The organism is Halomonas sp. TG39a (genome assembly GCF_000744395.1).
GTDB classification, from domain to species: Bacteria; Pseudomonadota; Gammaproteobacteria; order Pseudomonadales; family Halomonadaceae; genus Vreelandella; species Vreelandella ventosae_B.
The window spans coordinates 3502750-3518027 of record NZ_JQLV01000001.1; the positions used below are offsets into that span (position 1 = coordinate 3502750).

The following is a 15278-nucleotide window of genomic DNA, read 5'->3' on the forward strand; positions in this document are numbered from 1 at the left end:
TTCTTAGCGCTGCCATAGCTATAAGCCTCGGTGCCGAGGACAGGCTTACGCGAGGGCGCTGTAAACCCGTCCTTGGGCGCTACTTTTGCCATCCATGGCAAAAGACCCTCGCTTCAGCCTGCCCTCGTCCCCTGTTAGAAAGTTTTTAAAGGTAGCAGTTGCGAATAACTGCAATCACTACACCTGTATACACAGCCAGTTCGCTGGCTGTGCTAGACTAGCCGCCTATTTTTTGATCCGGCAGCGGCTATTATGGACGACGTCACGGCGATTCTCGATCAGCTCAACTCCGCCCAGCGCGAAGCAGTGAGCGCCCCTCAAGGTAATCTGTTGGTGCTCGCAGGCGCAGGCTCCGGTAAAACCCGCGTGCTGGTGCATCGCATCGCCTGGCTGATGCAGGCCGAAGGGTTGTCTCCCTACGCTCTGCTGGCGGTTACCTTTACCAACAAAGCCGCCAAAGAGATGCGCACCCGCCTTGAGGCACTGCTTAGCATCTCGATGCGCCATGTGTGGGTAGGCACCTTTCACTCCATCGCCCACCGCCTGCTGCGCACCCACTGGCAGGATGCCAAGCTGCCGCAACACTTCCAGATTATCGATTCTGACGATCAGCTACGCCTGGTCAAACGGCTGCTGAAAGATTACTCCATCGACGACGAACGCTACCCGCCGCGCCAAGTGCAGCACTTTATTTCCGGCTGTAAAGAAGAGGGACTGCGTCCGCATCAGGTCAATGTGGATGGCGATGCCTACATGGGCCAGATGGTCGAGCTCTACGAACGCTACCAGCTCACCTGCGAGCGGGGCGGACTGGTCGATTTCGGCGAGCTGCTGTTGAGAAGCCTGGAGCTACTGCGCGATAACCCCGCGCTGCTGAAACACTATCAGGAGCGCTTTGGTCACGTACTGGTGGATGAGTTTCAGGATACCAACACCCTGCAGTATGCATGGCTAAAACTGCTGACCGGCATGCAGACGCCGATGACGGCAGTAGGCGATGATGACCAGTCGATCTACGGCTGGCGCGGCGCCAAAGTGGAGAATATCAGCCGCTTTGAGCAGGAGTTTCCGCAAACCCATACCGTGCGGCTTGAGCAGAACTATCGCTCCACCAGCGCGATTCTTGAAGCTGCCAATACGCTGATCAGCCACAACAGCGAGCGGATGGGTAAAAACCTCTGGACCGACGGCATCGAAGGCGAACCGATCTCGATTTACGCCGGGTTTAACGACCTGGAAGAAGCGCGCTATATCGTCGATACCATCAAGGAGAAGGTCGACGAAGGCTTCAACCGCCGCGATGTCGCCATTCTCTACCGCTCCAACGCCCAATCGCGGCTGCTGGAAGAGACGCTGATTCGCCAAGGCATGCCTTACCGTATTTACGGCGGTCACCGCTTTTATGAGCGCCTGGAAATCAAAAATGCCCTGGCCTATCTACGCCTGATGCTTAACCGCGATGACGACGCCTCGCTAGAACGGGTGATTAACGTGCCCACCCGCGGCATCGGCACCCGCACCGTGGAGATTGTCCGCCTGCGCGCCCGTGAACAAGGCATTCAGCTGTGGCAGGCGCTCCACGATTCAATTAACGACGGCACCTTGAAAGGCCGAGCGGCCAATGCAGTGCAAACCTTCGCCAACCTGATTGAGCAGCTCGATAACGATGCTTCCGGCATGGCGCTGCACGAGATTATCGATCACGTCACGGTTCATACCGGTTTGATCGAACATCACAAGAGTGAGCGCGGCGAGAAAGGCCAGGCGCGGGTCGAAAACTTGGAAGAGCTCGTCACTGCTGCCCGCGCCTTTACCCAAGGCGACGTTTTTGAAGCCCCTGAAGCGGGCGAAGGCATGGCCGCACTGGAAGCGTTTCTCTCAGAAGCCGCGCTTAATGCTGGCGACCATGAAGCCGAAGAGTTTGAGGACAGCGTACAGCTGATGACGCTGCACTCCGCCAAAGGCCTGGAATTCCCCGTGGTGTTTATTGCCGGTGTCGAAGAGGGGCTGTTTCCGCATAAGATGTCCCTTGAGGAACCGGGCAGGCTCGAAGAGGAACGCAGACTGTGTTACGTCGGTGTCACCCGCGCCATGCAGAAGCTCTACCTGACCCACGCCGAAACCCGCCGCCTACACGGCAAAGAGGTGTTTCCACGCCCCTCGCGCTTTCTGCGCGAGCTGCCCCCGCACCTGCTGGAAGAAGTCCGCCTGCGCGGGCATATTTCCCGCCCGGTGACGGCATCGCGCACTTCCTTTGCTCAGCAAAGCGTCGAAAGCGACGGCGACATACCCAGCCTGCACGTCGGCCAGGGGGTTGAGCACCCGGTATTCGGCGAAGGGATTATCCTTAACGCGGAAGGCGAAGGCGCGCGTGCCCGGGTTCAGGTCAGCTTTGAAGGCGAAGGCGTCAAATGGCTAGTCCTCGGCTTTGCCAAGTTGACGCCGCTTTAAGCCCAACGCTGTCACTCAACAGGTAGACGATCATGAAACAACGCTTAAAACGCCTATTCCCCGAAGTTAGTAACGGCTGGCAGACACTCAGCGGTTACCAGCGTTTTGAACGCTTGGTATCGATGGTTCTGACGCTCGCCATTGGCGGCGCTGTGCTCGTCGCCATGTATTATCTGGTCATTCATGTGGTGCAACTGCTGTTTATTCAAAGCCGCGACCCGTTTGACTACCGGGTGTTTCAAGCTTTATTCGACATGATTCTTACCGTCTTGATTGCCATGGAGTTCAACAACTCCATCATCCGCACGATGACCAGTGGTAAAGGTTTCATTCACGTTGAGATCGTCGTACTCATTGCCATTATGGCGCTGGTGCGTAAGTTTATGGTGTTGGATATGGAAGTCATCGACCCCTGGCAAATTGGCGCGCTTTCGATGGCGGTCTTAGCGTTAGGCGGCTGCTATTGGCTGGTACGCCATGGCAACAGCATGAAAGACGCAGCAGATGATTAATCAAGCTTGCGGGCTAAATTCGCTATACAGCATACTAACTAGCGAATACCGCGCACTCAGCGCCTTATAACAACAGTACGTTTAACTCTGGAGTTTCGCTCACTATGCAACGCCGTAACTTTCTCAAATCCGTCGGCCTGGGTGCCGCCGGTGTCGCTGCTGCCCCTTTTGTCACAACCTCTAGCGCGCGCTCAAGAGACCTATACCTGGGACATGGTCACCTCGTGGCCAAAAAACTTTCCCGCCCTGGGCACCGGTGCGAATGATTTCGCCCGCCGGGTAGAGCAGCTTTCCAATGGCCGCATGCAGATTCGCGTCCACGGTGCGGGTGAATTGGTTCCCGCCCTGGAAGTGTTCGACGCGGTGGCTGCTGGCACCGCTGAAATGGGCCACTCTGCCTCTTACTACTGGCGCGGCAAAGTGGCTGCCTCGCAGTTCTTTACCGCCGTGCCGTTCGGCATGACCACCACCGAAATGAACGCCTGGTTGTACCATGGCGGTGGCCAGGAGCTGTGGGATGAGATCTACGCCAATCACAACCTGAAACCGTTTGCCGTCGGCAACACCGGCACCCAGATGGCAGGCTGGTTCAAGAAAGAGATCAACTCGCTAGACGATATGCAGGGGCTAAAACTTCGCCTGCCAGGCCTAGCCGGCGAGGCGATGAACGGCATTGGCGTCAGCACCGTGAATATGCCGGGCTCGGAAATTTTCACCTCGCTGCAAACCGGCGCACTGGATGCCGCTGACTGGGTGGGGCCGTATAACGATTTGGCGTTTGGTTTGCATCAGGTGGCTGACTATTACTACACCTCGGCGTGGAACGAGCCCTCGGCGGTACTGGAAGGCACGATCAATCTGGATGCCTGGAATGAGCTACCGGAAGACCTGCAGGACGTGATCCGCGAGGCCGCACGGGCGTCTAACCTTGCCATGATCAGCGAATTCGCCTTCCGTAATGCCCAGGCACTGGAAGCATTAGTCGATGAGCATGGCGTTCAACTGCGTACTTTCCCCGAAGACGTCATGGCAGCGCTTTACACCTCTTCCCTGGAAGCCATCCAGCGCCAGGTCGACAGCGACGAGGAGTCTCGCCGCGTGTATGAGTCTTACTCGGCCTTCCAGAAGCTGCTGCGCCCGTTCAGCGATGTGGGTGAATTCGCCTATCTCAAGAACCGCGATAACGTCGATGGCTAAAGCGCTAGGCTAAACGACAAGCACAGCAAAAGGGCGCACTATGCGCCCTTTTGCTATTTGAGGCAGGATCTGGATGGATGAACTAGTCGCTATGCACCGCGCGAATGCGTCCGTTATCGTCCAGGGCGACCATCACAAAGCGTGCTTCAGTCACTTTTTGGCGCTCCTCTATGCGCTGCCCATGGGGCGGGCGCACCCAGACCTCTACATCAATTTTGATTGAGCTATGGCCAATCTCTTGTACCTGGGTGTAAACACTGACCATCGAGCCCACGCGCACCGGGCTTAGGAAGTCCATGGCCTCAATGGCCACCGTCGCCGTGCGGCCACCCGCTTCACGCCCGGCAGCAAGCTCAGCCGCTTGATCCATTTGATTGACCAGCCACCCCCCGGGTATATCGCCATAAAAATTGGTATCTTGGCGGGAAGCCAGTAATTTTAAAGTAAGCTGCCCTTGTGGGGCGGGAGCGTCGTCCAAATCGGTTTCCAGAAGAGTCATGAGTTCGTCGCTTAGTCAGTTTATTGTTGTAAACGTTGCAGGGCGCCTGCGTTGTTAATGGCTGTTGCTGCATCGCAACACCAGAGAATGGATTCAGTTAACCATAAGAGGACGCTTGTTTGAATACTCATTTGCATACTCTTTCAACTCACAGGGGCGCCTCTTTACCTCTACAGCGCCTCTTATTACGCTTGGTAATGCTGCTTATGGTGCTGATAGCGCCCCAGGCCTGGGGGCAACCTGCCGCGATTAGTGGCACCTTGGGCGCTGTGGGCTCAGACACCATGGCGGGGCTAATGTTACGCTGGGGCGAAACCCTCACCACCCGTTATCCTGATGTAAAGCTGCAATTTCAAGCCAGCGGCTCGGCCAGTGCGCCAACCGCCCTGGTAGCAGGCACCACACGGCTTGGCCCAATGTCTCGCCCAATGACGGCTGACGAGCGTGATAACTTTATTGAGCGCTATGGCTATCCGCCGCTGGAATTAAAGGTCGCCCGTGACGCGCTTATCGTTGTCGTACACCGCCATAACCCACTGCGTGCACTAACCCGCCAGCAGGTCGACGCGATCTTCTCCACCTCTCGTGCCTGCGGTGGCGAAGCACCGATCAGGCGCTGGGAGCAACTGCCAGCAACCCGTGACTGGTCATTTGGCGGTATCGCGCTGCATGGGCGTAACCTTGCCTCGGGTACCCACGGACTATTTCAAGAGCGGGCATTATGCGGCGGTCAATTTCGCAACGATATCAGCGAACACCCAGGCTCATCGGCGGTGGTCGCCGCGGTAGGGGAGTCCGCCAATGCGATGGGCTACGCCGGGTTTAACCACCTCACCCCAGCCGTGCACGCAGTGAGCCTCTATAACGATGACGGCACCGCCATACCGCCCGATGAAGCGGCGATTCAAAGCGGTGATTACCCACTGTCGCGCTACCTTTATCTCTACGTAAACCTGCCGCCGGGCGAGGCGTTGCCACCACCTGAGCAGGCACTCTTAACGCTGATTCTATCCGCGGAAGGTCAACAGATTGCTCGTGCGTCCGGCTTTGTTCCGTTAACTCAGAAGGTTCTTCGCGAGCAGCAAAAGCGCCCTTAACGCTCAATAAAGGTGGTCAATCACTGTCATCTAACTGACACATAATTGTCTTAGGGTAGGGAACCTATCTATGCACTGTTTTTCACTACTTATCGGTCAGCGCTATGATCACCTCGGTTTTGCCATGCCTATTTTTGTCATGATAGCGACATGATCCCACCTCGTTTAACCTCTTCTCGACAGCCGCTGCGGCTGCTGCAGGATCGCGTGGCCACCGGGTTAATTACCGCGGGCGGCGTGGGTGTACTGCTGGCAATTTTGGCTATCGGCATCTTTTTGGTGTGGGAAACGCTCCCGTTGCTGGCGATTGGCGATACCTTTGCCCTGGCTAAACTCTCTCCTCTGGCGTGGGGCACCCTCAAAGCCGCGTTAGCCGCGTTGCTGTTCGCCATTCCCGTTGCTTTGGGGGCCGCCATTTACTCAGCGCTGTTTATGTCTGCGCGCCTGCGCTCGCGTATCAAGCCCGCGCTCGAAATGATGGAGGCTATTCCCGGGGTGGTGGTGGGCTTTATTGCCGGGCTTATTTTGGCACCCTGGGTAGAGCGTCATCTCGCCAGCGCTTTAGTGCTGATCATTTGGCTGCCGCTTAGTGCCGCGCTTGCCGGCTTACTCTGGCAGCGGGCTCAAACACACCTTCGTCGCCGTTTACCGCTTTCCTGGGCGGGCCTGTGGTTAGTGCCCTGGCTTGTCTTCATGGTGGCGATAGCGCTATGGCTCGCGCCATGGATAGAGCAGCAGTGGCTAGGGGGTGACCTGCGCCAATTGCTCGACCAACGTTTTGGCATGGATTACGCCACCCGTAACGCGCTGATTGTTGGCATTGCCATGGGGTTTGCGGTTATCCCCAGTATCTACTCACTGGCAGAAGACGCACTGGCCGATGTGCCCCCGACCCTGATAGAGGGCGCCCAGGCGCTGGGAGCCAGCCGCTGGCAGGCACTGTGGAGAGTGGCACTGGCGGCGGCGGGCCCAGGTATTTTCTCGGCGGTAATGATTGGTGCCGGTCGGGCAGTGGGCGAAACCATGATTGTGCTGATGGCCAGCGGCAATACCGCCCTGTTTAGCGCCAGCCCCTTTGAGGGGATGCGCTCCATGGCCGCGGCTATCGCCATTGAGCTACCTGAAGCGTCACCCGGTGGACAAACCTACCATCTGCTGATTTTGGCCGCGCTAGTGTTATTTATATTTACATTTCTGGTCAATACCCTCGCCGAGGTCGTCCGCCAGCGTTTGCGCCGCCGTTACCACCAGATAGGGGGTACAGGATGACCTCTGCCTTGCACAACGCCGCCTCTCGCCGCCCTCGTTTTAGCCGGCTCAATGAGCTATGGCCTTGGCTCTGTGCGGCCAGCGTAGCGCTTTCCCTGCTGATGCTGGGCGCCCTACTGACGCTGCTGCTGGTGCGCGGCCTAGGGCACTTCTGGCCCGCCACGCTGGAAGAGATCACCCTTAGCTCGGGTGAAACCTTTGCAGGCCAAGCCGTACGCGAGGTCGCACTGCCACAGCAGGCGGGAGATGAGCGCCTCTACTTCACCGGCAATCAGGATATCGATGGCGCTCGCTGGCACTGGGTGGCCATTGAGCAAATTGTCGAGCGCACCCAACCCAAGGACCTGATCCGCATCGAGCGCAGCCCCTGGGGGGATTTTATCGGCCGCTTGGTGGCCATTGAGCAAGGCGACCAGCGCTGGACGGGAGATGCGGCCTGGCAGCAGCTGACGGCTCTCTTGGCACTTCCCGCTAACCAGCGCCAGACGGGACAACTGCTGCTTAGTACCGTGGACGGCCAAACCCTGCGACAACCACTCGCCAGCGTGATTAGCGCTCAAGCACCCAATGCCATGAGCGGATGGCAGAAAACCCGCGCCTGGGGCGAGGGTGTTTGGCTATTTTTAAGCGAAGGCCCACGGGCGGCCAATACCGGTGGCGGCGTATGGCCCGCTATTTTTGGCACCGTTCTGATGGTGATTTTAATGTCGGTGATCGTCACTCCGTTTGGGGTGCTGGCGGCCATTTATCTTAATGAAATCGCCCACCAGGGAAGACTGACTCGCCTCGTGCGCATCGGCGTGCGTAATCTGGCGGGCGTGCCGTCGATTGTGTATGGGGTATTTGGCTTGGGGGTGTTTGTTTACGGCATTGGCGGCTCGCTGGATGAGTGGTTTTTTAACGATACGCTACCCTCGCCCACCTTTGGCACCGGCGGCCTGCTATGGGCGTCACTCACCCTCGCGCTGCTGACCCTACCGGTGGTGATTGTGGCAACCGAGGAGGGCCTAGCGCGCATTCCCGATGCTCAACGGGAAGGTGCCGTGGCCCTTGGCGCTACGCGCTTAGAGATGCTCACCCGCATCGTACTACCCATGGCTGCCCCCGCCATGCTGACAGGGGTGATTTTAGCGGTCGCCCGCGCGGCCGGGGAAGTGGCGCCGTTGATGCTCGTGGGTGTCGCCAAACTAGCGCCCCAGATGCCCATTGATGGTGAGTTTCCTTACCTACATTTAGAGCGCAAGTTTATGCACCTTGGCTATCATTTATTTGATACCGCCTTTCACGGCGAAGATGTGCAGGCCGCCATTCCACTGGTTTACGCTACGGCGCTACTTTTAGTGTTAATTGTGCTGGTGCTTAACCTAACTGCCATATTTCTGCGTCATTATCTTAGGCGTCAACGGGGAAACGAATGCTAGCGTCATTACATTCAGCCAATACCTCTCAGGCACCAGTGGCGCACTTTTCGTCCGAGCACAGCTGCCTGAGTATCGATCACTTTAGCCTCGCCTACGCGGGGAAAGAGGCGTTGCGCGACTTAACCCTCAGCGTTCCGCGTCATCGTGTAACCGCTTTCATTGGTCCGTCGGGATGCGGTAAGTCGACGCTATTACGGGCGATTAACCGGCTGCACGACCTCAATGAGTCGGCGACCCACAGCGGTCAAATCACCCTGGAAGGGCAGGATATTCATGATCCGAAAATGAATGTCACTGAGCTGCGGCGACGTGTCGGGATGGTGTTTCAAACGCCTAACCCCTTCCCCATGTCGATCTATGAAAACGTGGCCTTTGGCCTGCGACTGCAGCAGCGCCTGCCCAAGCGCAAAAGGGACGACATTATTGAGTGGGCATTAACCTCCGCCGCGCTGTGGGATGAAGTAAAAGATCGCCTGCACCGCTCCGCCTGGCAGCTTTCTGGTGGCCAGCAGCAGCGCCTGGTAATTGCCCGCACCTTAGCCGTACAGCCCGATGTGCTGCTGCTGGATGAACCTGCGTCAGCGCTCGACCCCATATCAACACTCAAAATTGAGGAGTTGATCCGTAACCTCAAGTCAGAGCTGACGCTGGTACTGGTCACCCACAATATGCAGCAGGCGGCGCGTGTATCGGATTACACCGCCTTTTTGCATCAAGGTGAGCTGGTTGAATACGGGCCTACCGATCAGGTCTTCACCAATCCCCGTTTGCAACGCACCGAAAACTACATCACCGGCCGCATCACCTAGGCCTTAGCGACTGAAACGTCAGGAGTGCTCCATGGATATTACGAGCGATACCCACAGCCAGCATATCTCTCGCCAGTTCAACCAGGAGCTGGAAGAGCTGAAAACCCACCTGATGGCCATGGGCGGTCTGGTGGAGAAGCAAGTGCAGGACGCCGTCTTTGCCCTACTGGAAGGCGACACCCGGTTGGCCGAACAGGTGCGTGATAATGACCGTCAGGTCAACGATCTGCAGCTGCAAATCGACGACGAATGCACCCGGGTACTGGCGCGCCGTCAGCCTGCAGCGTCCGATTTACGTCTGGTGCTGGCCGTTATCCGCGCCACCTCAGACCTCGAGCGGATTGGCGATGAAGCCAGCAAAATTGCCCGCAACGCGCTGCTACTCAGCGAAAATTCCAGCACTATTCGCGGCTTGGTAGAGGTGCGCCACATCAGCGAGCACGTGCGTAAAATGCTCCGCGATGCGCTAACCGCCTTTGCCCGCTTCGATACCGACCTTGCCATGCAGGTTGTGCGCGAAGACGAGCTGGTAGACGACGAGTACAGCAGCGCGATGCGCTCGTTAATGACCTTTATGATGGAAGACTCGCGCTCTATTACCTCAGTACTCAGCATTATGTGGGTACTGCGCGCGCTGGAGCGGGTTGGCGACCACGCCGACAATCTCGCCGAGTATGTGGTTTATCTCGTCAAAGGCCTGGATATTCGCCACAGCGACACCGACGACCTCGATCCGAAGGTGCTAAAAAAGTCTTGACCTGGTAAGGGTTTCCTCCTGCAATACGTCCAGGCTGCCAAGCGGCCTGGACGTTTGAATCACAAGGAGTTCACCCCACATGCTGGATGCTGTCACTGCGCTTAGCCGAGGTACACGCTGTGTGTATCAGCCGGGTATGCGCCGCTATATTTTCCTGCCGATTTTAGTCAACCTGATTGTCTACGTGAGTATGTTCAGCTTTGTGCTCAACCGCTTCGATGGCTGGTTAGCTCATTGGATGAGCATGGTACCCGCCTGGCTGGATTGGCTATCCTGGCTTATCTGGCCGCTGTTTGTGATTAGCTTGTTGGTAGTAGTGTTTTTTACCTTCACGCTGGTGACCAGCTTGATTGCAGCCCCTTTTTACGGCTTTTTGGCCGCCAAAGTTGAAATCCAAGCTACTGGCCGTGAGCCTATTGATGACCGAAATCTGGCTAAAACAGCCATTGATGCCCTGGGTCGAGAGTTTGTTAAGCTCGCCTATATTCTGCCGCGTGCCGCTGGCCTGTTTGTGATCAGCTGGATTCCAGGCGTCAATATCGTTGCCCCACTACTCTGGGCGCTGTTTTCTGCCTGGGTGATGGCCATCACCTATTTGGATTACCCCATGGATAACAACAAGGTAACGTTTGTTGATATGCGGCAACGACTCGCTAAGCGCTGGTGGCAAAGCCTCAGTTTTGGGGGGCTGGTCACGCTAATCACCTGGATTCCGCTCGCCAATCTATTTCTGATTCCCGGCGCTGTAGCGGGTGCCGTGCTGCTTTGGGATGACCACTATAGGGACGGCATGTAATGACGCATGTAATGAGGCACGTGGCATCACGCCGCAGTAGACGCTTATTACCCAGGCTATGCCGCTTTGCTACCTTTACGTTTTAGCTATATTTCCCTTCATTCAATAAACAATAAGGAATAAACGCATGTTAAAACCGATGGCTTGGCTGGGTGGCGTGCTCGTGATTGGCGCCATGTCTATTTCAATGGCGTCTGGGGCACTCGCCCACGACGTAAAAACAGACGCTCTGCGCATTGCGCACCCTTTCGCCACACCCACCCCACCGGGTGCTGAAAACGGCGCTGCCTATGTAGATATCACCGCCTTTTCAGACTCCGTTACCCTGATTGGCGCCAGTAGCCCGGCAAGCAGCAACGTTGAGTTGCACGACATGCAAATGGACGGCGATATGATGCAGATGCGGCATGTGGATGAGATTCGTGTCGAGGCTGAGGAAACCTATAGCATGCGTCCTGGCGGCGGCTTTCACTTAATGCTGCTTGGTTTAACCGAACCGCTAAAAGAGGGCGAGCAGTTTCCCCTCACGCTAACCTTTGCTGAACAAGGCGATGTGGAGATTGAGGTCTGGATCCAAAACGCTCAAGAAGGCAGTGAAGCCGCTGATGGGCACCACCACTGATGACCGTTGCTTTTAACGCAAAGCAAAAACCCCCGCCGAAGCGGGGGTTTCAACGAGAAACGGCTAAATTAGCAGTTACACTTATTTTATCGGTTACCAGTCAGTGCTATCGCCTTCATCTCGGGTCAGATCTTCTGGGCTGATATTAGCACCACGCTGCACTCTTTCCCCTTTATCAGAAGCACTGCTAGATGGCGAGAAATCCAGGCTATCGCCATCATCACGGTTCAAATCGTCAGCCGATACGTGAGCTGCATGTGACGTTGCATGCGTTTCAGGCTTGTCGATGACACCTTGACCAGCGGAACGGTCTTGGTTCAATTCAATGGACGAGTTCGCCATTGCCAGCGGGCTCGCGACTAGACCAAAAGCAGTCGCTACGATAGCAACCTTCTTGCTCGTTTCTTTCAATAACATGACGTGCTCCTCAATATTTTTGGATACCGCTCAATAACAATAAGAACGGTCATTACTGCTTTAACAAGGCATACTGAATGCCAAAGCTCATATATAAACAATAAGAACTTACAAATCAGTCACATAAAAAATAAAATTGCGCACAAAAAAAAGCAGCACTAGCTTATTTTGCAAAATATAATTGTGCAACAATTACACATGTGACGATTTATTTATAGCCAATACGGCTGGTTCAGACATGCCTTCCGGAGAGCTGATGGAAAAATAGCGGCGCTGATGGAGATAGGAGCCGTTAGAAAACAGCACCCAAACGAAGAGGATAGTAGCTTAAGAGCGTTTTAAGTGTCACAAAAAATCAGACCCCGCATCAGCAGGGTCTAAGGACACAAGATTATGACAATGACTAGCGCTAGCTTCCTTTCCGTTTGCGGGACTCCAACCTTGGAATTTAACCCTGACCAGCGCTCTGATTGTCGTTTGATTCATTCCTTGAATCGACGTGCATCCCTATCGGTGTGACACGTTTTTACGCTTTTAGCTCACAACCTAATCGTAATATATTTTCTCGAAATTGCAAACTTTTGTTACCAAACGTTTCCATCACCTACGTCTTGGGTCAAATCTTTAGCGGTGTAGTCCGCTTGACCACTAGTGCGATGAGACTCTGCCTTGACGACATTAGGGCGGTCGCCTTCGTCATACATTAGATCAGATGGGCTAAAATCTGCTTGGCCGGATGTGTGATGAGACTGCGCCTGGATGGGCTCGTCATCAACCGTGAAGTCTTGATTGGCATCGATGGAGATATGGGCAAAGGCTAGCGGGCTGGCCAGCAAACCAAATGAAAGACCTACAACGGCTGCTTTTTTCACAAATGCGTTAAACATACTATTTACTCCTGGCGACTGTTTGATACCGCTGAAGTGAAGTGAGAGGGGCACTGTGGCTGATATCTCACTGCGGTTAGCTTCACTGCCTTGAGATTGCATATGCAATGCCAAAAACAAAAATTAAAAAGTTAATAACCAAAAATCAAATACTTAAACAATTTAAATTGCGCGCAATCATATGCCGCTAAAAACAAAAGCACGCTAATTACATGTGCACTAATGACACATGCGCAAAATTGTCTGTGCCTTTATGACACACTCAGCAAAGCAACCCAGGCACAGCTAATAGGCCGCTAGACGCTAGCGTTTATAGAAAAACGAAAAAAGTACTGTAAAGGGAGTGGCAGCGAAGGCGGGTGGGCAGAAGTAATAAGGAAAAAGCAGGAGGCGAAAAAGCAGACAGCAAAAAATTAGGCCCCGCACAGCGGGGCCCGATATCAGAATAGGTTATAGGTAATGACTAACGCTAGCTTCCACTCCTTGTGCGGGATTCCAACCCTGGAATTTACCCTGACTAACGTTTTGATTTCCTATTGATTCATCCTTGAATCCGAAGCACATCCTTGTCTGTATAACATCCTGTTGATCGCTTCCTCATCCTATGAAAAAGCATTCAATGATATCTAAAAAATCATCAATAATTAGCTACCGCCATTTTCTTCAACAAGTTCATCTTCGTCATATTCAGCGTCATCTGAGTGACTGCTTGATTGAGGCTCCATGTCGCTGGCATCATCGCCTTCGTCATGGGTTAAATCGTTACTCATGCTATCACTGCTAGAGCTACCAGTACCCTGTGCATCCATTGGCTGCTCATCAGCCGTGATGCCTTGGTTCTCATCAATTGCAGTGTTTTCATCTGTTTGTGCAAACGCCAATGGGCTTGCCATCAGGCCAAAAGATACACCTAAAATACCAGCTTTCTTGAGAAAATCCTTGGACATCATATTCCACCTCCGATCGCTGTTTGTTACCGCTTGGTTAAGAAAGAAAGGCTAACCAGTAGCCAGCAATTCCTGCGGTCATCTTCCTTACTTAATAAAGTGCAGCTGGCATGCCAAAAGTCACAATAAAAATATAAAACAAATAAAATCAATGACTTAACAAATAACCGCTATACCAAAGAAATACTACCCAAGCCATCAATTGGCGCTTAAAGCTGTATAAAAATGACACATGAGTAAGTTTTACCAACCTTGCATGCCAATATTGCACACTTCTACAAATGTTGTGCGTTGGATCCTTTGCTTAATTAAACCAGACGCGAGGAGGGGAAGGAGCAGCGAAACAGCGCGCCCTTGCCGGGATGAGATTCAATTTGCAGCTGTGCATCGTGACGCAATAGCACGTGCTTAACGATCGCCAAGCCTAAGCCTGTACCACCGGTCGCAGTGCTGCGCCCCTTATCGACTCGGTAAAAGCGTTCGGTTAAGCGGGGAATATGAACGGGATCAATCCCTTCACCATTGTCTTCAACATCTATATAGCCCCCGCCAGTAGCGCTAGCTTTCCAGCGCAGTGTGATTTGGCTGCCTGCTGGCGTGTAGCGCACCGCATTAAAGGCCAGATTAGAGACGGCGCTGCGAATTTCCTGTTCGCTACCTAACAGCCGCGCATCGCTTTCAAGCGCCACTGTGATGGTATGCCGCTGATGCGACAGGGCCAGCGCATCATCACAAACGCTTTGTAGTAAAGGCCCAAGTGGCAGCGGGTGATGATCTTTACCGCCCTGATCAATCTCCAGACGCGAAAGCAGCAATAAGTCATTGACCAAATTCTGCATCCGCTGGGTCTGTTCCTGCATTTGCTGGATACTACGACCTAATCGCGGCGGCAACTGATCGGCAATATCACTGTAGGTTTCCAAATAGCCGGAGAGCACGGTCAAAGGAGTGCGCAGCTCGTGGGAGACATTGGCAACAAAGTCGCGCCGCATCTGCTCAAGGCGATGCAAGCGGGTGATATCGCGCGCCATCACCAAGCGTTCATCGTCACCGTACAGGGTAATTTGATACTGCAGAATTCGCCGTTCATCAATCGGCGAGGTTAGCGTTAATGGCTCACTGTAGTTACGCGCATTAAAGTAACTGATAAAGCTTGGATCGCGCAGCAGATTGGTAATGTGCTGACCACGGTCATGGGCGGTTTGTAGCCCTAGCATGGCGGTGGCAGCGCTGTTCCACCACTCCAGATCACCGTGACGGTCAAGCATGACCACGCTGTCGCGCATCGCTTCAGACGACTCTTGAATACGCGCTAAGGTAGCGCGCAGACGGCTTTGGGTAATACGCTGGCTTTTTTGATAGCGGTATAAGCGGTCAAATAACTCGCCCCACATTCCGCGAGCAGCAGGCGGCTCATCGTGTGGGTGAAGGGTGAGCCACTGGTAGAGCTCGCGCAACTGACGTAAATGGTAAAACAGGCATACCGCTAGCCCTGCCGAAAGCCCTAGCCCAGCCGAGCCCAATAGCCAACCTAAGCAAGTACCCAGCGTGGACAGCCACGCTATTCGCCACAGCTCACGACTCCATAAACGCACAT

At 54.5% G+C, this 15278-nt stretch carries 14 protein-coding genes and 1 pseudogene; 10 read left to right on the forward strand and 5 right to left on the reverse strand.

What is annotated here, in order from left to right:
* Positions 1-252 precede the first annotated feature (252 nt).
* From uvrD to U738_RS15725, 3 genes and pseudogenes are all read left to right on the forward strand, one after another.
* Positions 253-2451: a DNA helicase II gene (gene uvrD / locus U738_RS15715; RefSeq protein ID WP_035582209.1), complete on the forward strand. Its 2199-nt coding sequence runs from the start codon at positions 253-255 to the stop codon at positions 2449-2451.
* 32 nt (positions 2452-2483) lie between these two features.
* Positions 2484-2963, forward strand: a complete 480-nt coding sequence (locus U738_RS15720; protein ID WP_035582211.1) for a phosphate-starvation-inducible PsiE family protein — start codon at positions 2484-2486, stop codon at positions 2961-2963.
* A 104-nt stretch (positions 2964-3067) separates the two neighbouring features.
* Positions 3068-4160 (forward strand): annotated as a pseudogene (locus tag U738_RS15725) (TRAP transporter substrate-binding protein).
* An 82-nt stretch (positions 4161-4242) separates the two neighbouring features.
* Here U738_RS15725 and U738_RS15730 read toward each other — a convergent pair.
* Positions 4243-4659, reverse strand: coding sequence for an acyl-CoA thioesterase (locus tag U738_RS15730; protein WP_035582212.1), 417 nt, complete (start codon positions 4657-4659; stop codon positions 4243-4245).
* 197 nt (positions 4660-4856) lie between these two features.
* On the opposite strand from U738_RS15730, the gene U738_RS15735 reads away from it, so the two are divergent.
* The 7 genes from U738_RS15735 to U738_RS15765 all read left to right on the forward strand — a co-directional run bounded on the left by U738_RS15735 (position 4857) and on the right by U738_RS15765 (position 11430).
* Entirely contained in the window at positions 4857-5756 is a 900-nt protein-coding gene (locus tag U738_RS15735) for a PstS family phosphate ABC transporter substrate-binding protein (protein ID WP_035582214.1), read from the forward strand.
* A 150-nt stretch (positions 5757-5906) separates the two neighbouring features.
* Positions 5907-7025: an ABC transporter permease subunit gene (locus U738_RS15740; protein WP_035582216.1), complete on the forward strand. Its 1119-nt coding sequence runs from the start codon at positions 5907-5909 to the stop codon at positions 7023-7025.
* Positions 7022-8446 (forward strand): phosphate ABC transporter permease PstA, encoded by a 1425-nt coding sequence (gene pstA / locus U738_RS15745; protein WP_035582218.1) that lies wholly within the window; start codon positions 7022-7024, stop codon positions 8444-8446. Before U738_RS15740 ends, pstA begins: the two co-directional genes overlap by 4 nt.
* On the forward strand, positions 8440-9255 hold the full coding sequence (gene pstB / locus U738_RS15750; protein ID WP_035582222.1) for a phosphate ABC transporter ATP-binding protein PstB: 816 nt from the start codon (positions 8440-8442) through the stop codon (positions 9253-9255). The genes pstA and pstB overlap by 7 nt, the downstream gene beginning before the upstream one ends.
* A gap of 31 nt (positions 9256-9286) precedes the next feature.
* Positions 9287-10012, forward strand: a complete 726-nt coding sequence (phoU, locus tag U738_RS15755) for a phosphate signaling complex protein PhoU (protein ID WP_035582224.1) — start codon at positions 9287-9289, stop codon at positions 10010-10012.
* Between the two features lie 79 nt (positions 10013-10091).
* The gene (gene cysZ / locus U738_RS15760; RefSeq protein ID WP_035582226.1) at positions 10092-10808 is read left to right on the forward strand and encodes a sulfate transporter CysZ; all 717 of its coding nucleotides are present in this window, start codon (positions 10092-10094) and stop codon (positions 10806-10808) included.
* A 127-nt stretch (positions 10809-10935) separates the two neighbouring features.
* The gene (locus U738_RS15765) at positions 10936-11430 is read left to right on the forward strand and encodes a copper chaperone PCu(A)C (RefSeq protein WP_035582228.1); all 495 of its coding nucleotides are present in this window, start codon (positions 10936-10938) and stop codon (positions 11428-11430) included.
* 93 nt (positions 11431-11523) lie between these two features.
* Here U738_RS15765 and U738_RS15770 read toward each other — a convergent pair whose 3' ends face one another.
* The 4 genes from U738_RS15770 to phoR all read right to left on the reverse strand — a co-directional run bounded on the left by U738_RS15770 (position 11524) and on the right by phoR (position 15276).
* Complete coding sequence (locus tag U738_RS15770; protein WP_035582230.1) at positions 11524-11847, reverse strand: hypothetical protein; 324 nt, start codon at positions 11845-11847, stop codon at positions 11524-11526.
* A 584-nt stretch (positions 11848-12431) separates the two neighbouring features.
* On the reverse strand, positions 12432-12734 hold the full coding sequence (locus tag U738_RS15775) for a hypothetical protein (protein ID WP_035582232.1): 303 nt from the start codon (positions 12732-12734) through the stop codon (positions 12432-12434).
* 644 nt (positions 12735-13378) lie between these two features.
* A complete protein-coding gene (locus tag U738_RS15780) occupies positions 13379-13684 on the reverse strand; it encodes a hypothetical protein (RefSeq protein WP_035582233.1) in 306 nt (101 codons plus the stop codon).
* Between the two features lie 305 nt (positions 13685-13989).
* Positions 13990-15276, reverse strand: a complete 1287-nt coding sequence (gene phoR / locus U738_RS15785; RefSeq protein ID WP_035582236.1) for a phosphate regulon sensor histidine kinase PhoR — start codon at positions 15274-15276, stop codon at positions 13990-13992.
* Positions 15277-15278 lie beyond the last annotated feature (2 nt).

Excerpts from the sequence above, each read along its gene's own strand:
- U738_RS15730 (WP_035582212.1), bottom strand. The coding sequence starts at position 4,659 with ATGACTCTTCTGGAAACCGATTTGGACGACGCTCCCGCCCCACAAGGG.
- U738_RS15775 (WP_035582232.1), bottom strand. The coding sequence starts at position 12,734 with ATGTTTAACGCATTTGTGAAAAAAGCAGCCGTTGTAGGTCTTTCATTT.
- uvrD (WP_035582209.1), top strand. The coding sequence starts at position 253 with ATGGACGACGTCACGGCGATTCTCGATCAGCTCAACTCCGCCCAGCGC.
- U738_RS15765 (WP_035582228.1), top strand. The coding sequence starts at position 10,936 with ATGTTAAAACCGATGGCTTGGCTGGGTGGCGTGCTCGTGATTGGCGCC.
- U738_RS15770 (WP_035582230.1), bottom strand. The coding sequence starts at position 11,847 with ATGTTATTGAAAGAAACGAGCAAGAAGGTTGCTATCGTAGCGACTGCT.
- U738_RS15735 (WP_035582214.1), top strand. The coding sequence starts at position 4,857 with ATGCTGCTTATGGTGCTGATAGCGCCCCAGGCCTGGGGGCAACCTGCC.
- U738_RS15720 (WP_035582211.1), top strand. The coding sequence starts at position 2,484 with ATGAAACAACGCTTAAAACGCCTATTCCCCGAAGTTAGTAACGGCTGG.
- pstA (WP_035582218.1), top strand. The coding sequence starts at position 7,022 with ATGACCTCTGCCTTGCACAACGCCGCCTCTCGCCGCCCTCGTTTTAGC.
- cysZ (WP_035582226.1), top strand. The coding sequence starts at position 10,092 with ATGCTGGATGCTGTCACTGCGCTTAGCCGAGGTACACGCTGTGTGTAT.
- U738_RS15780 (WP_035582233.1), bottom strand. The coding sequence starts at position 13,684 with ATGATGTCCAAGGATTTTCTCAAGAAAGCTGGTATTTTAGGTGTATCT.
- pstB (WP_035582222.1), top strand. The coding sequence starts at position 8,440 with ATGCTAGCGTCATTACATTCAGCCAATACCTCTCAGGCACCAGTGGCG.
- phoU (WP_035582224.1), top strand. The coding sequence starts at position 9,287 with ATGGATATTACGAGCGATACCCACAGCCAGCATATCTCTCGCCAGTTC.
- U738_RS15740 (WP_035582216.1), top strand. The coding sequence starts at position 5,907 with ATGATCCCACCTCGTTTAACCTCTTCTCGACAGCCGCTGCGGCTGCTG.